We start from the raw sequence: 21,954 nt of genomic DNA, 5'->3' as shown, positions 1-21,954 counted from the left end.
TTTACTCCTTAGCCAAATGTTTTTTCATTAACTCATCATTTTAGCCTAGCTTACCTGACTGAACAGACATAACAACAGTCCGCCACTCTGTGGCTCAAACTTATCCTACTTTTTGATTAATATTTGAGGGAACGATAAGGCAAGAGAGGGAGAAATCAGTATAAAAAGGGAGCAATTGTTACTATTGCTCCCTTAAATGAAAGTAATCAGAAGTTGTATTTCACACCCAGCATTGCGCTGGTGTCGCTGTAGCCTTTATTCCCTAACTGCTGACCAATATTACCCCAAAGGTTGAGCCGCTTATTAACCTGGCCCTCAACACCCAATTTCAACTCAGCAATATTAGCTGTACCGGTTTGCTTAACGGTGACATTGTCCATTATTGTGCCAAAATCTTTAGTATTGTGAATCCAATTGGCTTCAACAAATGGTTGGAATACCCGATCATTATCTTTATCTTGCTGACTATAACCGTGCATAAAAGCTTTCACCCCAAGGCGGGTTTGGATATTGCCATCTCCCACACCTGAAACGTGAGTACCGTTATCTTCTTTATGAGAGTCCGCTTTCACCCCCATCCAGACGGCTTGAGCTTTAGGCTGTATAAAGTAGCTACTATTTAGACTTTCGCCGACCTTAAAGGTATAGCCGGTCTCAACAGAGGCCGTCACACCACGAGATTTATAACTTTCTGCCGCCAGACTCTGTCCTTCAACCCGGTTATTAAACCAACTGTATTGCGCCCAACTGTCCACATATAAACCTGACTTGTCGGCTTCATTGGCATACCACGTGCCATACATGCCAAGGCTATAGCCATCGACTGAAGAACGGGCACTGTATCCGGATAAGCGAGATTCGCTGCGACTTTTACTATTACCGTAGCCAGCCATGACACCCAAGTGGAAACGATTTAAATTATTAGTGCTCCACTGAGCAATATCGCCTCCTAGCTGCAACACATAGCGATTGCTCTGGGTGCCCAATTGGTCATCACTGTCCCTAACACGAGTATGCCCCCCAGCATTGCGCATCCACATACTGGTTACTTTCCGTTCGCCTGTTAATGCATCAATATATTGAGTTTCGCCTAAACGATCATGCAAGCGCATGACAAACATATTATTTGCTGCCGCCAGATTGGCGGAGTAACCACTGGCTTCTGGGCGCTCAATTTTCTGTTTTTGACCGGGATGAACCTCAGAGGGAGCGGTTGGGTCGACGGGGTCAACTGGGTTAACAGGGTCTACTGGGTTAACCGGATCAACTGGGTCTACTGGGTCTACTGGGTCTACTGGGTCTACTGGGTCTACTGGGTCTACTGGGTCAACCGGGTCAACCGGGTCAACCGGGTCAACCGGGTCAACCGGGTCAACCGGGTCAACCGGGTCAACTGGGTCAACTGGGTCAACTGGGTCAATAATCTCAGGCGGATCGATCGGCGTAATGATCGGCGTAGAGGCATTGGTCAAATACCAGTGGTTGCTATTACCGTTTTGAGTTCGGTCTACACTGCTATCATGTCCGCGATTCAGACTGTAATCGTAAGCACCAGCGACAATACGCCCCGACTGGATAAATTCCCCCTCGGAATCACCATTAACCCGAATCAGCTCAATACCCTCCAATGTTTCATTACCTAACCCTCCAGCATTTCTCACCACGACGTAAGTGGTTCCGGAGGTGTTGCCCTCGACTAAGAGCTTATCCGTCTCTGAAGTATCATCATTGAGTGCGGTATTAAAATAGATATACCCTCCGTCACTGTGATAATTCCCGGTAACGGTCAGCGTTTTGAACGTCGAACTATTATCAAGATAATTAACAATGGCACCGTTAGATAAATTCAACGAGGTTAAATTTGAATCACCGGACATATTCCAGATACTGGAGTCGCCATTGATGGCCAAATTAATCACTCCATCATTGCTACTAGTGCTAGCAAGACTTTTGGTGACCCCATTAAAAACAGAACCATCAGCAAGTCTCAAGTCAATTAAACCACTTTTCTCTGCCAACACGTTGCCATCAATATGGAAAATACCGGTAGTAGAGAGATTATTATCCGCATTATAAGACTTTATTTCTGAACCTACGCCTGTCGCATAAATGGCATTTGAATTAGTGCCACTCACATTAATGGTTAAACCACCTAATATATTGATAATGCCGCCATTAGTATTGGTATAAAGCCCCACTGCGGCTTTTAAGCCATTCGCATTATTACCCGTCGTCATCACCGTAGTGCCATCACCTAAATTGACGACACCTCTTTTATTGGCAAAAACCCCATCCGCAGCGCTGCCTGAGGTGGTAATGCGACTCTCCTTACCGAGCGTCACACTGGCAGACCCTGTTTGCCCCGAATCCCCCATTTCACGGTTACCGGCATAGACTCCGTAGCCCAGACCGTCGACAAGATTTGCCCCCGAGCCTTCGGTCGTAATACGAGCTCTATCGCCCAGGACAATATTATTGTACTGCCCGGCGGTATTGGTGAGGTTGGCACGGACACCAATTCCATATTTAGCAGATATTACGGCATCACTGCCAAGTGTAATGAGACTTGACCCCGTGTTATTTCCCGCATTAATACCATCCCCAGAAGCCCCTAATGCTGAAATGATAGCATTATCACCAATAGTAATGATGGCCGGATTATTCGCTGGCGCACCTGATTTTATTTGTATTGCATCAGCTTTGTTACCCGAGACACTGATAAACAGATTATGACCAAACTTCATCTCCCCGGCCTGATTTTTATACAATCCAACAACCGCATTCGTTGGGCTTGAGACTAAATCAAATGTATTGGTAATAGAATAATTGTCACCATAGATACCGTCCCAGAATGTCGTATCAGTGCATATCGTTAAATTACACCCAGCATAACTTTGAGCGGTCAACAGACCCATAGCCAATGAAACAACAATAGCAATTCTTTTCTTTTCGAAAATTTTAGCCGGGGAAATATTCATATTAATGTCCTGGTTGGTCCGTACAAAAATCAAAAAATTGAAAACTTGCCATTTTCATCAACACTTTATTTTTATTAGAATCACGTCTATTTTTTTATAAAAAGCTTGAAGAGATATATTTTTAAATAGATAAATTCTGAGTAAAATATACCATGTCCGTATCACTCAATAATTTAGGAAGAAAGACCCTGCAATGTGTGAATATTCCTACAAGGAAATGCACACTAAAATATTTAATTTAAATTCAATCAATTGACCTAATAAGGCGAATGATGAAAAATAATAAATATGAAGATTATTTGATTAAGATCATTTAAAAGCTAACCTACCACTTGAGTGGGTTATTTATGATTTTTACGGGAGAAAATAACATTTTAACCCCCATTAGTATTATATGAGTATGAAGACAATGACATTATCTGTTTTCTGGATTGTCATGGGTAAATCATGCTCACTCACCTCACTCTGGTTTAATCAGCCCCCTATCCGGTGTATTATCAGAAAATACTGCACGGACATATTATTCTCATACTTAGAATTAGGGCTGCTATGACATACCGTATAATTGCATTGGATTTGGACGGGACACTGTTAGACAGTAAGAAACGTATTCTGCCGGAATCCTTATCCGCATTAGCGCAAGCACGCGCTGAGGGCGTGAAAGTTGTGGTGGTCACTGGCCGCCACCATGTAGCGATTCACCCGTTTTATCAAGCATTAGAGATAGATACGCCGGCGATTTGTTGTAATGGCACCTATATTTATGATTATCATGCTAAAAAAGTTTTGGATTCCAATCCATTACGGCCTCAGCAGGCAGTTCAAGTCTTACAGTTACTAGAACAAACTCATATCCATGGGCTGATGTACGTAGATGATGCGATGCTGTATCAGCACACTAACGGGCATGTTGTTCGCTCCCTAAATTGGGCAGAGTCATTACCTCCGGCACAACGCCCGACACTCCTCCATGTCGATAGCCTGTTCGATGCAGCCCATAGTGCCAACGCTATCTGGAAATTTGCCACCTCCCATGCTGATATCAATCAGCTAAAAGCATTTGCCACCATGGTTGAAGACGAAATGGGGCTGGCTTGCGAGTGGTCATGGCATGATCAGGTGGATATTGCACAAGTGGGGAACAGTAAAGGTCACCGCTTGCAACAATGGGTAGAGTCTCAAGGTCTGAGCATGAAGGATGTGGTCGCGTTTGGTGATAACTTTAACGACCTCAGTATGCTAGAAAGTGCAGGTTTAGGGGTGGCTATGGGTAATAGCGCCGATGCTATCAAGCAGCGGGCCGATTTGGTGATTGCCGATAATGAACAGCCCGGGATTGCCGCGGTTATCCATCAACATATTTTGGCTTGATCCCCATCATTATTGCGTTGTAACGATGCTAGCAATAAATAAAACGCGCCTCTATTAAGGGCGCTTTTTTGCTTTGTTGATAATCGGAGGCCGCGGTTAGTTCTTGCGATTAAACGATACGCTTTTTATCTGCGCATAGACCCACTGGCCTGGTTTCAGCCCTAACTCATCCCGCGCCCATGGTGTAATCCGCGCCCATAACCATTGCTCGCCAATAGCCAATTTGACATCAATTTGCCCATCAACTTCAAGGCACTCGGCTATTTTCACCGGCAAGATATTGCGGATACTGCTGTTTTGCGGCGGCTGCAATACCAATGAAACATCCGCCGCATTAATGCGGATACGCATTGAGTCTTCCTCCTGCGCATCCAGCTTGCCAACCCACAAACGCTGATCACCTAAGGCCAGCGCCGTCATTGCATAGCGATCATGGTGACCAATCACATTCACCCGCAATATGCTGCTCGGTTCCTCCCGTTGCAGCCACGGACGCAGTGCACTACTGGCCCATACCTCTTCCAACCCACCGACAGCACGAACTTTACCGGCATCCATCACCACGACTTGATCAGCCAAACGCAAGATTTCATCCATACTATGGCTGACGTACAAAATAGGCGTATTGACGTCTTTCCCCAGCCGCTCCAAATAAGGCAGCAGTTCGCGCTTACGCGGTAAATCCAGTGAGGCTAATGGTTCATCCATCAGCAACAGCTCCGGCGCAGTCAACAGCGCACGGCCAATGGCCACTCGCTGTTTCTCACCACCGGAAAGCGTCAGTGGAAAACGCTTTAACAGCGGCTCTATCCCCAGCAACCCCACAATAGTCTCAAACTGCCCGCGCATTGACGGGTTCATACCGTACTGCAAATTGCCAATCACGCTGTAATGAGGGAACAGACGGGCATCTTGAAACACATAGCCCACCCGCCGTTTTTCCGGTGGCAGATAAATCTGCCGCTCGGCATCCACCAGCACTCGGCCATTTAGCACGACTTTGCCTTGTTGTGGACGGGTCAACCCCCCAATAACATTAATAAGCGAGGTCTTGCCTGCACCCGATAAACCAAAAATAGCGGTAATGCCTTGCGCCGGTAGCGTTGTGGAGACGTGCAAATGCAACGCTCCCAATTGTTGACTGAAATCCAACTCTAGCATGGCGCCCCCATGCGTTTTTTGCCCCAGCGGGCCAACCATTCAGACAGCAGCAAAGAAACCAATGAAAGAATGATGGCAATAATGCACAGACGCCCCGCTGCGGCTTCTGCTCCTGGTGTTTGAATCAGGGTATACATCGCTAGAGGAATAGTGCGGGTTTCACCGGGAATATTCGACACAAACGTGATAGTCGCGCCAAACTCCCCCAGTGAACGAGCAAAAGACAAAACAGTGCCGGCAATCACGCCAGGCAAAGAAAGTGGTAGCGTAATGGTGAAAAAAACTCGCCACGGGTTCGCACCTAATGTGCGCGCCGCAAGTTCCAGACGAGTATCAACCGCCTCCAGAGCCAAACGAATAGCCCTGACCATCAGCGGAAAAGCAACCACCGCCGAAGCCAGCGCCGCACCGCGCCAACTGAAACTGAAGTTAATACCAAACCAGCTATACAGCCATTCACCAATAAAACCACGCCGGCCCATACTCACCAGTAATAGATAACCAATGACCACAGGGGGCAGCACTAACGGCAGGTGAATAATACTGTCTAACAACGACTTACCGGGGAAGCGACAGCGCACCAGAATCCATGCCATTAGGATACCTAATGGCAGACTCCACACCACCGCGACACCAGAAACTTTCAGGCTAAGAATAATAGCCTGCCACTCATACTCGCTCAAAATCATTAGCGTGGGGTAAATCCATAATTTTTGAAAATAGCCGCCGCGGCTGGGGTTTTCAGATAATCATAAAAAGCAGTAACGGTCGGATTTTCGTGGCCCTTAACAATTGCCATTGGGTATTCAACCGGTTTGTGACTCGCTTCCGGGAACATCCCAACAACCTTAACTTTCTTACTGGCTACCGCATCTGAACCATAAACAATACCCAGCGGTGCTTCAGCCCGCTCAACCAGAGTCATAGCATTACGTACGTTATCAGCACGCGCCATTACCGGTGCTAACGTTTCCCAAGCACCTAAATACTCCAGAGCCTCTTTAGCATAAATCCCCGCAGGAACATGGTCAGGATCGCCGACAGCCAGACGACCACCATCAAGCAATTTCTTCCAGTCGGTTTTTTTATCAATCTCAACTTTAGTTATTTTGCTGTCTAGCGGCGCAATCAATACTAACTCATTACCTAGTAAGGTATAGCGCGTATTAGTCACTATTTGCTGTTTATCAATCGCATAGTCCATCCATTGCTGGTCAGCAGAGATAAACAGATCTGCCGGCGCGCCCTGCTCTATCTGACGTGCCAGTGTTGAAGATGAGGCAAAAGAAGAAACAACATCCACTTGCTTCTCTTTTTTATACTGCGCGGCAATATCTTGTAGTGCATTGGTCAGTGAGGCCGCAGCAAAAACCGTAATATTGTCATCTGCCATGCTCGGGCTAGAAAAAGCGGCCAGCAACGTTGCACCAGCTACCCACTTGCCCACTTTTCCGTATTGATTCTTCATGTTGTTCTCCGCGTTAATGAAATCGCTATATACTTGGAAATATAACGTAACATCATAGGCAGGTCATGCAGTTTATCGGCAAGATGTGAGCTTTCTTGAGTTATCGGAATCGCGCAGTGAAATGAAACAAAAGACAAAAACGAAAATGCCCAGCGTTTACACGCCAGGCATTCAGAAATCAGATGCAACCACTCTACTTAATGTGACTTTCCGCAAGAAAGATTCATTAAGAGCGTTCTTTCCCGTGACCGGTCTTAGAAATGATGTTAAACACTTCACCCAGCCCGTAGATCATACCCAGAATCACTGCCATCACTACCGGAACCATGACCACAGCAAAGAGCAGACTTTTCAATAGTTCTAACATGCCAGCCTCTCAAATGACGACAATAGAGCGATAACTCACGTTATCACAATAACCAATATGTATTCACTGTAAATTATACAGACAGTGAATGAATCGAGTTATTCTAACCAACAATAAAAAAATGTAACCTGCCAAACGTGCGGTTTGAGCCACTACCCTACATACATGGCGTTCATTGGATATACACCGACTGTCGAGTCACACTAACCGTTTCCCGCTGGAGCAAAAAACATGCAGGCCGAAATCTTACTCACTCTAAAACTTCAGCAGCGACTGTTTGCCGACCCTCGCCGTATTTCACTTCTGAAACAAATAAAGAATACTGGCTCTATCAGTCAGGGGGCGAAACTGGCAGGCATTAGCTATAAAAGTGCTTGGGATGCCATTAATGAAATGAATATATTGGCAGAAGAGATACTGGTCGAGCGGGCAACTGGCGGCAAAGGCGGTGGCGGTGCTTCGCTGACCCGCTATGGCGAACGCCTTATTCAGCTTTATGATTTACTGGCGAAAATTCAGCAAAAAGCCTTCGACACCCTAAAAGACGATTCAATGCCATTGGATAGTTTACTGGCCGCAATTTCCCGTTTCTCACTGCAAACCAGCGCCCGTAATCAATTTTTCGGCACAGTGATTGAGCGCGACCATCAGCAAGTTCAGCAACACGTCAATATTCTACTGGCTGATGGCAAAACCCGCTTATCTGCGGCCCTGACCCAGCAGAGTGCCGATCGGCTGCAACTTTCGACAGGCAAAGAAGTATTAGCTCTGATTAAGGCACCCTGGATAAAACTGGTCACTGATCAAGCATTGGCAGGTGCCGCGGATAACTCATTGCCAGGCACTGTCACCAGTATTGAACCGGGTAATGAGCACAGCGAAGTTATTGTGACACTGACAGGGGGAGCCACGCTTTGTTCGACACAAAACAATAGCGAGCTGCATAAACTGAATTTACGAGTTGGCAGTAATGTTATTGCACAATTCAATTCAGATCGCGTCATTATCGCAACACTTTGCTAATTTATTTAGTAAAGTTATTAACTGTTAGCAACCTATTACCTGTTGACATTTTTGCCCTTTCCGCATATCCCTAACACCTTATTGTGTTGCAGATTATGGAAAAGATAATGTCTGAGTTGCAAATATCGCAAGGTTGTTTTCGCCTGAGTGACACACGGATACTCACCCTGCCAGCACTACAGGTTTTGTCGGGAGATAGCTGGGCGTTTGTCGGGGCCAACGGCAGCGGAAAATCTGCACTCGCTAAAGCATTATCTGGGGAACTGACCCTCCTTAACGGTAGCCGTCAGAGCAATTTCATCCATATTGTGCGACTGTCATTCGAGCAACTTCAACAGTTGATAAGTGAAGAGTGGCAGCGTAATAACACCGATTTACTCAGCGCTGATGAAGATGATACCGGCCGCACTACCGCCGAAATTATTCAGGAAGAAGTGAGCAACCCACTGCGGTGCCAGAACCTGGCAGCACAGTTTGGCATCAGCCACTTACTGCCACGCCGTTTTAAATACCTTTCTACCGGTGAAACACGCAAGACATTGTTATGTCGGGCATTAATGCCACAGCCCGACCTGTTGATTCTGGATGAGCCATTTGATGGTCTGGATGTTTCTGCACGTGCTCAGTTGGCAGAAATGTTATCGACGCTTTCTGCTCAAGGCGTCACACTGGTTTTAGTCCTCAATCGTTTTGATGATATTCCTGATTTTGTACAGCATGTTGGCGTGCTAGCGGATTGCCATCTGAGCCACACCGGTCCACGCCAGCAAGTTCTTTCCGAAGCCCTGATTGCTCAATTGGCACACAGTGAAAATCTTGATGGTTTATCACTGCCGGAAACAGAAAACCCGCAACAGCAGGCCCGTTTACCACAAGACAAACCATTGATTACTCTGCGAAATGGCGTAGTTGAGTACAACGATCGCCCCATCCTGCACAATCTGAGCTGGCAAGTTAACCCCGGTGAACACTGGCAGATTATCGGCCAGAATGGGGCGGGTAAATCAACTTTACTTAGCCTGATTACTGGCGATCACCCGCAAGGTTATAGCAATGATTTAACGCTGTTTGGTCGCCGTAGAGGAAGTGGTGAAACCATCTGGGACATCAAACGTCATATAGGTTATGTCAGCAGCAGCCTGCATTTGGATTATCGCGTCAGCTCTAATTTGCGCACCGTGATTTTGTCCGGATTTTTCGATTCAATTGGGATTTATCAGGCCGTCTCTGATCGCCAACAACAGCTTGCAGATCAATGGCTCGCATTACTTGGATTCTCTGCTGATGCCGCTAATCAGCCTTTCCATAGTTTATCCTGGGGCCAGCAAAGGCTGGCACTGATCGCCAGAGCGCTGGTAAAACACCCCGCGCTATTGATTCTTGATGAGCCTTTGCAAGGTTTAGATCCACTTAACCGTTTATTAGTACGCCGTTTTATTGATGTGATGATCGGCGAAGGCGACACTCAATTACTGTTCGTTTCTCACCACGCAGAAGACGCACCACAATGTATTACTCATCGTCTAACTTTTGTTGCTGATGGCGAAATTTATCGCTACACGCAAGAGAAATTATCCTGCTAAACATGATTAAAACTGACATCTCATTATATTATCCTGAGAAATAATGAGAGTAGCACCCAAGTGACGCAGCGTTTATTCACATTAACCTATGCTACTATCTGACTCAGAATATGGACTTAATAGTAAAAGGATGATTTATGTGGGGCATACTTGCTGCATCGCTGCTTTTCTTATCAATTAACCGGGTACTCTCCCTGTTTCTCTTGGCGCTTTCCTTATCAATTGCGCTTTATCACGGTGTTCTCACATTACCGTCAGCGGCGTTTTTACTGTTCACGCTGGTGGTTGCACTGCTGCTGCAAAAATATCGTCAGCGAAAATGGCTGGCTGTTGGGCTGGAATTGCTCTTGGTATTCGCCTCCATTGCTCTGTTCCTGCATCTCATCCCCGGTTTCAACAACCTGAAAGTATTGGATAAAGTGGACGTGGGGCCACTTAGTGCCACCTTTAGCATGTACTACAATCTGGATAAGGCGCTCATCCCCTTTATCTTGCTCGCCTGCTTACCCACCTTATTTGTCGCCAAGAAGCATCTATCTATTAGTCGGCTGGGTTGGGTGGGGTTGATTGTCAGCGTACCGGCTTTACTGCTGCTGGCTGTCGCCTTAGGTGGCTTGAAAATTGAGATGCATACCCCGGCATGGATTGGCTCTTTTGTTATCGCAAATGTCTTCTTTGTCTGTTTAGCTGAAGAGGCGCTATTCCGTGGTTATTTGCAACAACGCCTAAGCCAATGCCTTGGCAATTACCCAGCTCTGCTGCTCACTGCCCTGCTTTTTGGTGCCGCACATATTGCTGGCGGCCCACTGCTGATGGTGTTTGCCGCGCTGGCTGGGATAATTTATGGTCTTGCATGGCTGTGGAGTGGTCGTTTGTGGGTGGCGGTCGCCTTCCATTTCGGCCTGAATTTGATGCACCTGCTGTTCTTTACCTATCCGTTGTATGTGGCGCATTAATTTTTAATGACTGCCTATCCTCAAAGCCATTGATATTGTTGGTAGCCGATAAACGAACGCATCCCGATGAGCTGACCCACGTCAGTGATTCGGGGGTGTGAGAGCAGCTAACAACGCTGTAGCGCCAAGGACGAAGGGGGGGAGGACATTCCTGCTAAATTGATGGATGAGAACGCTACCACCTCAGTTATCTTTGCCATACCTGAGATTTCTTCATTTTTTTGCCTATTCTTATTCATTCCCCTGTATTTATGCTCCCACAGATATGAAGCTGAGAAAAATTTAAATGTAAGCGATTCCATTATTGAGCGTAGATCACCTTTTCTCAGATAATGGCGTGCTATCTTTTATAGACGATAGTCATTCGAGGAGTCTTTTATGTACGTTCTGGTAACAGGTGGTAGCGGTTACATAGGTAGCCATACTTGTGTGCAATTGATTGAAGCGGGCTACAAGCCGGTTATCCTCGACAACCTTTGCAACAGCAAATCCAGCGTATTAGCCCGAATCAACCATTTGACTGGCTACACACCTGAACTTTATCAGGGTGACGTCCGTGATCGCGCGCTACTCGACAAAATATTTGCCGCCCATCCTATTCATGCAGTCATTCATTTTGCTGGCCTAAAAGCTGTGGGTGAATCTGTCAGTAAGCCTTTGGAATATTACAATAATAATGTTTATGGCACCTTAGTCTTACTGGAGGCCATGCGCGCCGCACAGGTCAAAAACTTTATCTTCAGCTCTTCGGCTACAGTCTATGGTGATCAACCACAAATCCCGTATAAAGAAAGCTTCCCTACGGGCACGCCATCCAGCCCATATGGCCAGAGTAAATTGATGGTTGAGCAAATTTTGCGAGATGTGCAACTAGCTGATCCTCAATGGAATATGACTATTTTACGTTACTTCAACCCGGTTGGTGCACACCCGTCAGGACTGATGGGGGAAGATCCACAGGGCATCCCCAATAACTTGATGCCATTCATCGCGCAGGTCGCTGTGGGTCGTCGTGAATCATTAGCCATTTTCGGTAATGATTACCCCACCCCCGATGGCACCGGGGTGCGTGATTATATTCATGTGGTTGACTTGGCTGACGGCCACGTTGCCGCGATGAAAAAACTGCACAACCAGCCCGGCGTACATATTTTCAATCTTGGTGCTGGTGTCGGTCACAGTGTTTTACAAGTGGTTGAAGCCTTCAGTAAAGCTTGTGGTAAGCCACTGGCCTACTATTTTGCCCCACGCCGTGAGGGTGACCTTCCAGCTTACTGGGCAGACCCAATTAAGGCAGCAGAGCAATTAGGCTGGCGCGTCAGCCGCACACTTAATGACATGGCGGCAGATACCTGGCGCTGGCAATCCAATAATCCTCAGGGCTATCCCGATTAAGGTATTTTCATGACTGATTTTAACCCTGTGGATCATCCACATCGCAGATACAATCCGTTAAGTGACCAGTGGGTCCTGGTCTCGCCTCATCGAGCCAAACGCCCTTGGCAAGGCCAGCAAGAAGCCCCGGCCACCGAGAGCCTACCGGCGCATGACCCTGATTGCTTCTTATGCCCCGGCAATACACGGGTGACTGGTGATGTGAATCCCGACTACTCGTCAACCTATGTGTTTACCAATGACTTTGCTGCATTGATGCCTGACACGCCTGATGCACCGCAAAGTGATGATCCACTGATGCGCAGCCAAAGTGCGCGCGGTACCAGCCGAGTTATTTGCTTCTCTCCGGATCACAGCAAAACCTTACCGCAACTGACCTTACCAGCGTTGGAACACGTTATCCAAACCTGGCAGCAACAGGGTGCCGAGCTGGGTAAAGTGTATCCGTGGGTACAAGTGTTTGAGAATAAAGGGGCGGCAATGGGGTGCTCTAATCCGCATCCTCATGGGCAAATTTGGGCGAATAGTTTCCTGCCAAATGAAGCTGCACGAGAGGACCGCTTACAGCAACAATATTTTCAACAACATCAGTCGCCTATGTTGCTCGATTATGCTGAACGTGAGTGCCGCGACGGTAGCCGAACCGTGGTTGAAACCGAGCACTGGCTGGCGGTGGTGCCCTACTGGGCGGCATGGCCATTTGAAACCTTGTTGTTGCCGAAAGCCCATATCCTACGATTAGAAGCATTATCGAATGCGCAGCGCAGTGATTTGGCGATTGCGCTAAAAAAACTGACCAGCCGCTACGACAATTTATTCTCATGCTCATTCCCTTACTCAATGGGATGGCACGGCGCGCCTTATAACGGTAATGACAACACACATTGGCAACTACACGCACATTTTTACCCACCATTACTGCGCTCGGCATCAGTGCGGAAATTTATGGTGGGTTATGAAATGCTGGCTGAAACCCAGCGAGACCTTACAGCAGAACAGGCGGCTGAACACCTGCGGGCAGTAAGTGATGTTCATTATCGAGAAGCAGGAGTCAACTAATGAGTTTAAAACAGCATACCCAGGCTATTTTCCGCCAACAGTTTAGTCATGAGCCTGACATCACCATTAAAGCGCCGGGTCGCGTCAATCTTATTGGTGAACATACTGATTATAATGATGGTTTTGTGCTGCCCTGTGCCATTGATTACGAAACCGTTATCAGTTGCGGCACACGTGCTGATCGACAGATTCGTGTGATTGCCGCTGACTATGAAAATCAGCAAGACATATTCTCGCTAGATATGCCCATTGTTCCACATCCAGAGTATCGCTGGGCCGATTATGTCCGCGGTGTGGTGAAGCATTTGCAATTACGTCATGCCGATTTTGGCGGTGCTGATTTGGTTATCAGTGGCAATGTGCCACAAGGCGCGGGTCTGAGTTCTTCAGCTTCCTTGGAAGTGGCGGTCGGCCAAGCATTACAATCACTCTATCAGCTTCCTCTCAATGGTGTGGAGCTGGCGCTAAATGGCCAAGAAGCCGAGAACCAATTTGTCGGCTGTAACTGCGGCATTATGGATCAACTTATTTCAGCACTGGGTGAGCAAGATAGTGCGTTGCTTATCGATTGCAGAACATTGGAAACACGCGCGGTACCGATGCCAGAAAACGTGGCAGTGGTGATAATTAATTCCAATGTGAAACGCGGCTTGGTAGATAGCGAGTACAACACCCGCCGCCAGCAATGCGAAACTGCGGCGCGTTTCTTTGGTGTCAAAGCCCTACGTGATGTTGATCCTAATCTGTTTTTCTCCATTCAAGATGAGTTGGACCCTGTGGTAGCGAAACGCGCTCGCCATGTCATTACCGAGAATGAACGGACGTTGGCGGCGGCAGATGCACTGGCTTCTGGGGACTTGAAATTAATGGGGCAATTGATGCACGAGTCTCATATTTCAATGCGTGATGATTTCGAGATCACAGTTCCGCCGATCGACAGTCTTGTAGATATTGTGAAATCGGTGATTGGGGAGCAAGGTGGGGTTCGAATGACAGGTGGCGGTTTTGGCGGCTGTATTGTTGCACTGATGCCAACGTCACTGGTCGAGCAAGTTCGTGCTGTCGTGGCTCAGGAATATCCGAAGTACAGCGATGGCCGAACAGAAACTTTCTACGTCTGTCAGGCTTCACAAGGAGCGGGTTTATGCTGAAAAACGACGCTGCATCATTAGGCAGTGTTGACCAGTTAGCACCGGATGGTCACCCTTTTGAATTGACCGAGCTACATAATAAAGCAGGTATGAGTGTGACGCTGATGGATTGGGGCGCAACTTGGTTATCTGCAATATTACCGCTTAAAGAGGGAGAAAAACGCGAGTTACTGCTGGGCTGCCAAACCCCCGCGGATTATCTGCATCAGGGAGCCTATCTCGGGGCTACCGTTGGTCGTTACGCTAACCGCATTGCTAACGCGCAAATCACGGTAGAGGGGGAAATTCTTCATCTGATACCCAATCAAGGTGTTCACCAGCTGCATGGCGGCCCTGAAGGGTTCCATGCCCGGCGTTGGCAAAAAGTGAAGCAGGATGAAAAGCAGGTGACCTACCAACTGCACTCTCCCGATGGCGATCAGGGTTTTCCCGGCACGTTGACCGCCGAAGTCCAATATCTATTGACCGAAGATAATCGACTGGAAATTCACTATCAGGCCCAAGTTGACAAAACCTGCCCGGTAAATCTGACGAATCACGCCTATTTTAATCTTGATGGCGAGGGGCACGATGTCCGTGCTCACCGGTTACAATTGTTTGCCGACAAATATTTGCCAGTCGACAGTGACGGTATTCCAACCGATGGGCTTAAGAGTGTCGAAAAAACCGGTATGGATTTTCGTCAGGCAAAAACACTGGCTCGCGATTTCTTACAAGACCGCTGCCAGCAGCGTGTTAAAGGTTATGACCATGCTTATCTGCTGCATCGTACTTGTGGTGCTACAGAAAGCCCAGCAGCACATTTATGGTCATCTGACAATCAAGTCCAAATGAGCGTTTACACCACTGCCCCGGCATTACAACTGTATAGTGGCAACTTCCTAGGCGGAACGCCTTCGCGTAATGGCGAAACTTATGCCAGCTACACGGGCGTCGCGCTAGAAAGTGAATTTCTCCCCGATAGCCCCAATCACCCTGAATGGCCACAACCCGATTGCTGGCTAAAACCGGGGAAAACCTACCACGCGACCACCGTTTACCACTTTATCGCGCTGTGACTGTTTTTATTTACGGCTGCCGACTACGCTTAAAAGCATCTGTCAGGCAGCCGTATTCATGCCTTTCAGATTCCAATTTGGCTGATATAAACAAAGCTTAAATAAAGGAACTCCTATGCGTCTAACTACCTTATGGCTGCTCTCAGCAGGATTGTTGCTGAGTGCCAATGTGATGGCAGCAGACACCGCGAAAACACCCTCACCCGCTCAGGCGGCTCAGCAGAAAAAAATGACCGATTGTAATCAGCAGGCGACGACTCAATCGCTGAAAGGTGATGATCGGAAAAAATTTATGAGTCAGTGCCTAAAGGCGCAGGTACATCCGGATGAGAAGGCGCTGACACCGCAGCAGCAAAAAATGAAAAGCTGCAACGCAGAAGCGGCAACTAAAGCGTTAAAAGGTGATGAACGAAAAACCTTCATGAGCACGTGCCTGAAAAAAGCGGCTTAAACCTCGCTAGACAGTATCCACATTTCATCTCTATGGGGTATTTAATACCCCATATAAGCCCTCATATATTAATTAGTTACAGATTTTGCAGAATCGATTCGACTTCCAGTCTTACGCTAACGTAAAAAATTGGCTATGGTTAAACACAAACGATTGATGTCTGCGGCAATCACGCAATATAATGATAATAATTATCATTGAACAAATGAGTTATCTGAGGAGTTCGAACTATGGCAGTAACAAAGCTGGTTCTGGTACGTCACGGCGAAAGTCAATGGAACAACGAAAACCGCTTCACCGGTTGGTATGATGTTGACTTGTCAGAAAAAGGCCGTACTGAAGCAAAAGCAGCGGGTAAGCTGTTAAAAGACGAAGGCTTCACTTTTGATTTCGCTTACACCTCTGTATTGAAACGCGCAATCCACACCTTGTGGAACATTCTGGATGAGTTGGATCAAGCTTGGCTACCAACTGAAAAATCCTGGAAACTGAATGAGCGTCATTATGGTGCTTTGCAAGGTCTGGATAAATCAGAAACTGCGGCGAAATACGGTGATGAGCAAGTGAAACAGTGGCGTCGTGGCTTTGCTGTCACCCCTCCAGCGCTGGATAAAAGCGATGAGCGTTTCCCTGGCCATGACCCACGCTATGCAAAATTGACTGATGCCGAGCTGCCAACGACTGAAAGCCTGGCTCTGACCATTGATCGTGTTGTTCCTTACTGGAACGAGGTGATTTTACCTCGCATTAAGAGCGGTGAGCGTGTGATTATCGCAGCCCACGGTAACTCTCTGCGTGCCCTGGTAAAATATCTGGATGACATTAGCGAAGAAGCTATTCTTGAACTGAACATCCCAACTGGCGTGCCATTGGTGTATGAGTTTGATGAAAACTTCAAACCGGTCAAACACTACTATCTGGGCGATGCTGATGAAATCGCTGCAAAAGCAGCAGCGGTTGCCAATCAGGGTAAGGCCAAGTAATTACACCTGATTAGCACCATTAAAAAACCCCCGAACATAGCTGATGTCGGGGGTTTTTAGTTATCCGCCTGTTCAACATGACAAGCTCGATAACTTATTGGCGACGCGCTTTCACCGCGTTCGACAACTGACGTAACAGCACTTCAGTATCTTCCCAGCCAATACAAGCATCGGTGACACTCTGGCCGTAAGTCAGTGGTTCGCCACTTTCCAGATTCTGATTGCCTTCCACCAAATGGCTTTCAATCATCACGCCCATAATGGATTTTTCGCCCTGAGCAATCTGGCGGCAAACATCGGTGCCGACTTCCATCTGCTTTTGGAATTGTTTGCTGCTGTTAGCATGACTGAAATCAATCATGATTTGCGGGTCCAGACCTGCTTTACTTAGCCCATCTTTGACTGCTGCAACATGCTCACTGCTGTAATTCGGCTCTTTACCGCCACGCAGAATAATATGGCAATCATCATTACCCGCCGTGTTGACAATCGCAGAGTGGCCCCATTTGGTCACCGACAGGAAACAGTGTGGCGCGCTGGCTGCATTAATTGCATCGATAGCCACTTTGATTGTGCCATCAGTACCATTTTTAAAACCAACCGGGCAAGATAAACCAGAAGCCAGCTCACGGTGAACCTGAGATTCTGTCGTTCGTGCGCCAATCGCTCCCCAGCTCATCAGGTCAGCCAAATATTGCGGGGTAATCATATCCAAGAATTCACCCGCAGCCGGTAAGCCGCTGTCATTAATGTCCAATAGCAACTTACGTGCAATACGCAGACCATCATTGATGTCGTAGCTGCCATCCATGTGCGGATCGTTAATCAGACCTTTCCAACCTACTGTCGTGCGCGGTTTTTCAAAATAAACCCGCATTACCACTTCAAGCTCACCATTTAGTTCTTCACGTAATTTCAGCAAACGAGTGGCATACTCTTTGGCCGCCTGAGTGTCGTGAATCGAACATGGACCAATCACCACCAGCAAACGATCATCCTGAGCTCGCAAAATTTTGTGGATGGCGGTTCGGGCCTTGGCGACGGTTTCTGCTGCATTGTTACTGGCGGGGAACTTCTCTAACAGAGCAACAGGTGGCAGGAGTTCCTTAATTTCATTAATCCGTAGGTCATCATTCAGGTAATTCATAGCTCTTCCATTAAGTCTTGTGACGATCATCGCACAACGTATATCTCAACCAATCTAGCTGGTGAATTGACCGCTGTAAATCTACTTTATTGCATTGGGGGTTCAGCGCAGATAAACAGCAACCTAAGCATCAATCTATAATGTGGATCAATTATTGAATGAAATCCTATCAGGGTTAACATAGACAGACAGTTCAGGTTCTGCGCTCACATTTCGGGTTACAAGGATAAATATGGCTGCATCATCATTTTTTCCGCAAGACAGCAACAGTAAGCGCTTGCTAATCGCTTTCGCCGTCACCACTGTTTTTATGGTGGCAGAAGCCATTGGAGGTTGGTTATCTGGCTCATTGGCACTGTTGGCGGATGCTGGGCATATGCTGACGGATTCTGCTGCACTATTTATCGCATTAATGGCCGTACATTTTTCGCAGAGAAAACCAGACTCTCGCCACACTTTTGGCTATTTACGCCTGACCACTCTGGCGGCTTTTGTTAATGCGGCTGCATTACTGCTGATTGTGGTATTGATTGTTTGGGAAGCCATTCGACGCTTTTTTTCTCCCCATGAAGTCATGGGAATCCCGATGTTAATCATCGCTGTCATCGGGTTATTCGCGAATATTTTCTGCTTCTGGATACTTCATCGAGGAGAGGAAGAAAAGAATATCAATGTGCGAGCTGCAGCCTTACATGTGCTAGGTGACTTATTGGGGTCTGTCGGGGCTATTGTGGCCGCGGTGGTGATCCTGACAACCGGTTGGACCCCCATTGACCCAATTTTATCTGTTTTGGTTTCGGTCTTGGTGCTGCGCAGTGCCTGGCGGCTATTGAAAGAAAGTTTCCACGAACTATTGGAAGGCGCACCGCAGGAAATTGATATCGAGAAATTGCGCAAAGATTTATGCACCAATATATATGAAGTACGCGATGCCCATCACGTACACTTATGGCAAGTGGGTGACCAGCGGGTAATGACTCTGCACGTGCAAGTCATTCCACCGCGAGATAATGATGAGTTATTGCAACGTATTCAGCACCACCTACTACACCATTACAACATTGGTCATGCCACTGTTCAGATGGAATATCAGCACTGTAACGCACCGGACTGTGGTATCAATCAGGCTAGCAGTGCCGGAGAGCACCATCATCACCATCACTAATAAATAACGGGCACCATCAGGGGAGGCGGGGAGGCTCTGTTGCGAATTATCCACAGAATCGCCCCTGACTCCGGTTTCCAATCAAAAGCTATTTAACTGAGTTATTAATGACCTTGGGTAGACAGCGGGCGCGAATGATTTCGAGCCGCACTCTTAATCCATAGCCAAGAACCATTCAGGGCAATCAACGTCAGTAATACGTATTCCAGCGCCATGGCATAAACACCCTGATAAGCAAAAATAGCGACACTGATGACATCAATGACTACCCAAATCAGCCAGTTTTCCACATACTTACGAGTCATCAGGATCATCGCAACAATTGACAACACCATCATGGTGGAGTCCCAGAATGGGAAGGCATCGGGTTGCAACTCTGGCATTTGTACCGTCGCTCCCAAGCTTTGCATTACAGTCACCGCCACACGGGTAAGCCAGGCAAATACTGTATCAATATGCAGAGTCATTAAGGCGATACCGGCCACGCTAACCGCCCCCCATGCCAATGCTTTAGGCAAAGACAACCACCGAATTTTCAATTCAATTTGGTTATCGGGAGTTTGTTTGCTCCAAGCGTACCAACCGTAAATATTGGCCACGAAGAAGAACAACTGTAATAGCAAGCTGGCATAAAGTTGGATTTGGAAAAAAATAACCGCAAATAAGGTCACGTTAATCAAACCAAACAGGTAGTTGATAATCTTCTCTTTGCTGGCAAACCAGATGCACAATAACCCGAACAGTGTCCCTATAGCCTCTATCCATGAAAGGTCATAGCCCCCTGCCCCCAGAGGAATATGCACCAATATGTTGCTTGTACTGAAGAAATCCATCTGCCAGTCCTTTTCAAGAGAGAATAAATATTAGGTCGCTACGTGCCATTTACCGCTCAAGCGTTGCCTTTGATCTGCAATTTAAGCTGGTTGGCAAAATCCAACATGCGATTTAGGGGGATCAGCGCCTGCTGACGCAATTCTTCATCAACATGTATCTCATGCATCACTCCACCCTGTTCTAGCCCCTCAGCAATGGCCTTAAGGCCATTCATCGCCATCCACGGGCAATGAGCGCAACTTCGACATGTCGCCCCTTCACCGGCCGTGGGTGCTTCAAATAATTCTTTATCAGGGCAAGCTTGCTGCATCTTATAAAAAATGCCCCGATCGGTGGCTACAATCAGTTTTTTCTGCGGCAGCGTTTTGGCAGCCTGAATCAGTTGGCTGGTTGAACCAACGGCATCAGCCATATCAACAACCGCCTGCGGTGATTCCGGGTGAACCAATACGGCAGCATCTGGGTGTAATGCTTTCATCCGGGCCAGTGCTTGGGTTTTAAACTCGTCATGGACAATACAAGCCCCTTGCCAGCACAACACATCCGCACCACTCTTCTTCTGTACATAGCTGCCAAGGTGGCGATCTGGCGCCCAAATTATTTTCTCGCCCAAGCTATCAAGATGTTCAATCAGCTCAACCGCAATACTGGAGGTGACCACCCAATCCGCTCTGGCTTTGACTGCTGCCGACGTATTGGCGTAGACCACGACAGTACGATCTGGGTGGCTATCGCAAAAAGCAGCAAACTCATCCACTGGGCAACCTAAATCCAATGAGCATTCGGCATTGAGCGTTGGCATCAATACTTGTTTCTCTGGATTCAGTATTTTGGCGGTTTCTCCCATAAAGCGCACACCAGCAACCAGCAGCGTCGATGCGGGGTGGTTGTTACCAAATCGCGCCATTTCAAGGGAGTCAGCGACACAGCCGCCAGTCTCTTCGGCCAATGCTTGAATTTCGGGGTCAGTATAGTAGTGAGCGACCAGCACGGCATCACGTTGCTTCAACAGTGTTTTGATTTTCTCACGGTAAAAGGCTTTTTGATCCACATCCAACGGGACTGGTCGCGGAGGGAAAGGATAAATAGCCGCATTCACATCAAAAATTTCGCTCATCGCTCACGTCTCTAATTGCCAGTTATTCTGGAGCCACGGTATGCCTTAGGCTGCCAGTAAAGTTGGTTTGTTTTTTATCCTAAACAAAATACTCAATATTTAGCAAAAAGTCGCCAGAATTCGTCTGATAATGGCAAAAATGTTTAATAGAGTTAAAACTCAGCTAAAAAACGGAATGACAAGAGAGATATTAGAAGATTATAGGGTTTATATTCAGAACAAGAAGAAAGGATTATTGAAGCGGACAAATCTGAGAAGGAATGTTAACTGAAAGCATAATAATAGGTCGTGCGGGATGACTCGTCCTGCGGACTCGCCCTTCGGGTCAACGCTCGCGCGTTGCTGTCTCGCATCCTCGGCTCGAACCTGAACGCAGGGTCTCACCCACACGCATCGGGTAGTCTGTGATTTCTGAGCTTGGGGATGTGCTGAGGTACTTGATAAATGGTGGGTCGTGCGGGATGACTCGTCCTGCGGACTCGCCCTTCGGGTCAACGCTCGCGCGTTGCTGTCTCGCTTCGCTCGGCTCGAACCTGAACGCAGGGTCTCACCCACACGCATCGGGTAGTCTGTGATTTCTGAGCTTGGGGGATGTTCAGAGGTACTTGATATAATGGTGGGTCGTGCGGGATTCGAACCTGCGACCAATTGATTAAAAGTCAACTGCTCTACCAACTGAGCTAACGA

At 47.4% G+C, this 21,954-nt stretch carries 19 protein-coding genes and 2 other RNA genes; 11 read left to right on the top strand and 10 right to left on the bottom strand.

Annotated features, from left to right (window positions below; all coding sequences use genetic code 11):
• Positions 1-206: 206 nt before the first annotated feature.
• Positions 207-2,915: an autotransporter outer membrane beta-barrel domain-containing protein gene (locus tag HUZ92_RS20985; protein ID WP_145579908.1), complete on the bottom strand. Its 2,709-nt coding sequence runs from the start codon at positions 2,913-2,915 to the stop codon at positions 207-209.
• A gap of 612 nt (positions 2,916-3,527) precedes the next feature.
• Here HUZ92_RS20985 and HUZ92_RS14540 point away from each other — a divergent pair.
• Positions 3,528-4,349 carry a pyridoxal phosphatase gene (locus HUZ92_RS14540; RefSeq protein WP_050098844.1) on the top strand — a complete coding sequence of 274 codons (822 nt, stop codon included), beginning with the start codon at positions 3,528-3,530 and terminating at the stop codon, positions 4,347-4,349.
• Positions 4,350-4,445: 96 nt separating this feature from the next.
• Here the strand turns inward: HUZ92_RS14540 and modC are convergent, their stop codons facing one another.
• The 4 genes from modC to HUZ92_RS14520 form a co-directional block, all read right to left on the bottom strand.
• Complete coding sequence (gene modC / locus HUZ92_RS14535) at positions 4,446-5,510, bottom strand: molybdenum ABC transporter ATP-binding protein ModC (RefSeq protein ID WP_050098846.1); 1,065 nt, start codon at positions 5,508-5,510, stop codon at positions 4,446-4,448.
• Positions 5,504-6,199: a molybdate ABC transporter permease subunit gene (modB, locus tag HUZ92_RS14530; protein ID WP_050098848.1), complete on the bottom strand. Its 696-nt coding sequence runs from the start codon at positions 6,197-6,199 to the stop codon at positions 5,504-5,506. Before modB ends, modC begins: the two co-directional genes overlap by 7 nt.
• Positions 6,199-6,978 (bottom strand): molybdate ABC transporter substrate-binding protein, encoded by a 780-nt coding sequence (gene modA, locus HUZ92_RS14525; protein WP_050098849.1) that lies wholly within the window; start codon positions 6,976-6,978, stop codon positions 6,199-6,201. Before modA ends, modB begins: the two co-directional genes overlap by 1 nt.
• A gap of 226 nt (positions 6,979-7,204) precedes the next feature.
• Positions 7,205-7,345, bottom strand: coding sequence for an AcrZ family multidrug efflux pump-associated protein (locus HUZ92_RS14520; protein WP_050098850.1), 141 nt, complete (start codon positions 7,343-7,345; stop codon positions 7,205-7,207).
• 231 nt (positions 7,346-7,576) lie between these two features.
• Here HUZ92_RS14520 and modE point away from each other — a divergent pair, with 231 nt between their 5' ends.
• The 9 genes from modE (at position 7,577) to gpmA (ending at position 17,004) form a co-directional block, all read left to right on the top strand.
• Positions 7,577-8,368, top strand: coding sequence for a molybdenum-dependent transcriptional regulator (modE, locus tag HUZ92_RS14515; protein WP_050098851.1), 792 nt, complete (start codon positions 7,577-7,579; stop codon positions 8,366-8,368).
• 107 nt (positions 8,369-8,475) lie between these two features.
• A complete protein-coding gene (modF, locus tag HUZ92_RS14510; RefSeq protein ID WP_145579902.1) occupies positions 8,476-9,951 on the top strand; it encodes a molybdate ABC transporter ATP-binding protein ModF in 1,476 nt (491 codons plus the stop codon).
• A gap of 137 nt (positions 9,952-10,088) precedes the next feature.
• Entirely contained in the window at positions 10,089-10,907 is an 819-nt protein-coding gene (locus HUZ92_RS14505) for a CPBP family intramembrane glutamic endopeptidase (RefSeq protein WP_145579903.1), read from the top strand.
• A 378-nt stretch (positions 10,908-11,285) separates the two neighbouring features.
• Positions 11,286-12,302 (top strand): UDP-glucose 4-epimerase GalE, encoded by a 1,017-nt coding sequence (gene galE, locus HUZ92_RS14500; protein ID WP_050141032.1) that lies wholly within the window; start codon positions 11,286-11,288, stop codon positions 12,300-12,302.
• Positions 12,303-12,311: 9 nt separating this feature from the next.
• Positions 12,312-13,361 carry a galactose-1-phosphate uridylyltransferase gene (gene galT, locus HUZ92_RS14495; protein WP_050295438.1) on the top strand — a complete coding sequence of 350 codons (1,050 nt, stop codon included), beginning with the start codon at positions 12,312-12,314 and terminating at the stop codon, positions 13,359-13,361.
• On the top strand, positions 13,361-14,512 hold the full coding sequence (galK, locus tag HUZ92_RS14490) for a galactokinase (RefSeq protein WP_050098856.1): 1,152 nt from the start codon (positions 13,361-13,363) through the stop codon (positions 14,510-14,512). Before galT ends, galK begins: the two co-directional genes overlap by 1 nt.
• The gene (galM, locus tag HUZ92_RS14485) at positions 14,506-15,570 is read left to right on the top strand and encodes a galactose-1-epimerase (protein ID WP_145579904.1); all 1,065 of its coding nucleotides are present in this window, start codon (positions 14,506-14,508) and stop codon (positions 15,568-15,570) included. Before galK ends, galM begins: the two co-directional genes overlap by 7 nt.
• A gap of 115 nt (positions 15,571-15,685) precedes the next feature.
• Complete coding sequence (locus HUZ92_RS14480; RefSeq protein WP_050098858.1) at positions 15,686-16,021, top strand: PsiF family protein; 336 nt, start codon at positions 15,686-15,688, stop codon at positions 16,019-16,021.
• 230 nt (positions 16,022-16,251) lie between these two features.
• Positions 16,252-17,004, top strand: a complete 753-nt coding sequence (gene gpmA, locus HUZ92_RS14475) for a 2,3-diphosphoglycerate-dependent phosphoglycerate mutase (RefSeq protein ID WP_050098859.1) — start codon at positions 16,252-16,254, stop codon at positions 17,002-17,004.
• A 94-nt stretch (positions 17,005-17,098) separates the two neighbouring features.
• Here the strand turns inward: gpmA and aroG are convergent, their stop codons facing one another.
• A complete protein-coding gene (aroG, locus tag HUZ92_RS14470; RefSeq protein WP_050141037.1) occupies positions 17,099-18,151 on the bottom strand; it encodes a 3-deoxy-7-phosphoheptulonate synthase AroG in 1,053 nt (350 codons plus the stop codon).
• A gap of 232 nt (positions 18,152-18,383) precedes the next feature.
• Here aroG and zitB point away from each other — a divergent pair, with 232 nt between their 5' ends.
• Entirely contained in the window at positions 18,384-19,316 is a 933-nt protein-coding gene (zitB, locus tag HUZ92_RS14465) for a CDF family zinc transporter ZitB (protein WP_050098861.1), read from the top strand.
• A 104-nt stretch (positions 19,317-19,420) separates the two neighbouring features.
• Here the strand turns inward: zitB and pnuC are convergent, their stop codons facing one another.
• The 4 genes from pnuC to HUZ92_RS14445 all read right to left on the bottom strand — a co-directional run bounded on the left by pnuC (position 19,421) and on the right by HUZ92_RS14445 (position 21,838).
• Positions 19,421-20,149, bottom strand: coding sequence for a nicotinamide riboside transporter PnuC (pnuC, locus tag HUZ92_RS14460; RefSeq protein WP_050141038.1), 729 nt, complete (start codon positions 20,147-20,149; stop codon positions 19,421-19,423).
• Between the two features lie 56 nt (positions 20,150-20,205).
• Positions 20,206-21,267, bottom strand: coding sequence for a quinolinate synthase NadA (gene nadA / locus HUZ92_RS14455; RefSeq protein ID WP_050098863.1), 1,062 nt, complete (start codon positions 21,265-21,267; stop codon positions 20,206-20,208).
• Positions 21,268-21,546: 279 nt separating this feature from the next.
• Positions 21,547-21,671, bottom strand: a non-coding RNA gene (locus tag HUZ92_RS14450) — RtT sRNA.
• Between the two features lie 41 nt (positions 21,672-21,712).
• Positions 21,713-21,838, bottom strand: a non-coding RNA gene (locus HUZ92_RS14445) — RtT sRNA.
• Positions 21,839-21,954: the final 116 nt, after the last annotated feature.

The organism is Yersinia vastinensis (genome assembly GCF_902726565.1).
GTDB lineage: Bacteria > Pseudomonadota > Gammaproteobacteria > Enterobacterales > Enterobacteriaceae > Yersinia > Yersinia vastinensis.
This window is presented reverse-complemented; position numbering and strand designations above follow the sequence as displayed.

Coding starts and splice junctions, on each gene's coding strand:
- HUZ92_RS20985 (WP_145579908.1), bottom strand. CDS start 2,915: ATGGGTCTGTTGACCGCTCAAAGTTATGCTGGGTGTAATTTAACGATA.
- HUZ92_RS14540 (WP_050098844.1), top strand. CDS start 3,528: ATGACATACCGTATAATTGCATTGGATTTGGACGGGACACTGTTAGAC.
- modC (WP_050098846.1), bottom strand. CDS start 5,510: ATGCTAGAGTTGGATTTCAGTCAACAATTGGGAGCGTTGCATTTGCAC.
- modB (WP_050098848.1), bottom strand. CDS start 6,199: ATGATTTTGAGCGAGTATGAGTGGCAGGCTATTATTCTTAGCCTGAAA.
- modA (WP_050098849.1), bottom strand. CDS start 6,978: ATGAAGAATCAATACGGAAAAGTGGGCAAGTGGGTAGCTGGTGCAACG.
- HUZ92_RS14520 (WP_050098850.1), bottom strand. CDS start 7,345: ATGTTAGAACTATTGAAAAGTCTGCTCTTTGCTGTGGTCATGGTTCCG.
- modE (WP_050098851.1), top strand. CDS start 7,577: ATGCAGGCCGAAATCTTACTCACTCTAAAACTTCAGCAGCGACTGTTT.
- modF (WP_145579902.1), top strand. CDS start 8,476: ATGTCTGAGTTGCAAATATCGCAAGGTTGTTTTCGCCTGAGTGACACA.
- HUZ92_RS14505 (WP_145579903.1), top strand. CDS start 10,089: ATGTGGGGCATACTTGCTGCATCGCTGCTTTTCTTATCAATTAACCGG.
- galE (WP_050141032.1), top strand. CDS start 11,286: ATGTACGTTCTGGTAACAGGTGGTAGCGGTTACATAGGTAGCCATACT.
- galT (WP_050295438.1), top strand. CDS start 12,312: ATGACTGATTTTAACCCTGTGGATCATCCACATCGCAGATACAATCCG.
- galK (WP_050098856.1), top strand. CDS start 13,361: ATGAGTTTAAAACAGCATACCCAGGCTATTTTCCGCCAACAGTTTAGT.
- galM (WP_145579904.1), top strand. CDS start 14,506: ATGCTGAAAAACGACGCTGCATCATTAGGCAGTGTTGACCAGTTAGCA.
- HUZ92_RS14480 (WP_050098858.1), top strand. CDS start 15,686: ATGCGTCTAACTACCTTATGGCTGCTCTCAGCAGGATTGTTGCTGAGT.
- gpmA (WP_050098859.1), top strand. CDS start 16,252: ATGGCAGTAACAAAGCTGGTTCTGGTACGTCACGGCGAAAGTCAATGG.
- aroG (WP_050141037.1), bottom strand. CDS start 18,151: ATGAATTACCTGAATGATGACCTACGGATTAATGAAATTAAGGAACTC.
- zitB (WP_050098861.1), top strand. CDS start 18,384: ATGGCTGCATCATCATTTTTTCCGCAAGACAGCAACAGTAAGCGCTTG.
- pnuC (WP_050141038.1), bottom strand. CDS start 20,149: ATGGATTTCTTCAGTACAAGCAACATATTGGTGCATATTCCTCTGGGG.
- nadA (WP_050098863.1), bottom strand. CDS start 21,267: ATGAGCGAAATTTTTGATGTGAATGCGGCTATTTATCCTTTCCCTCCG.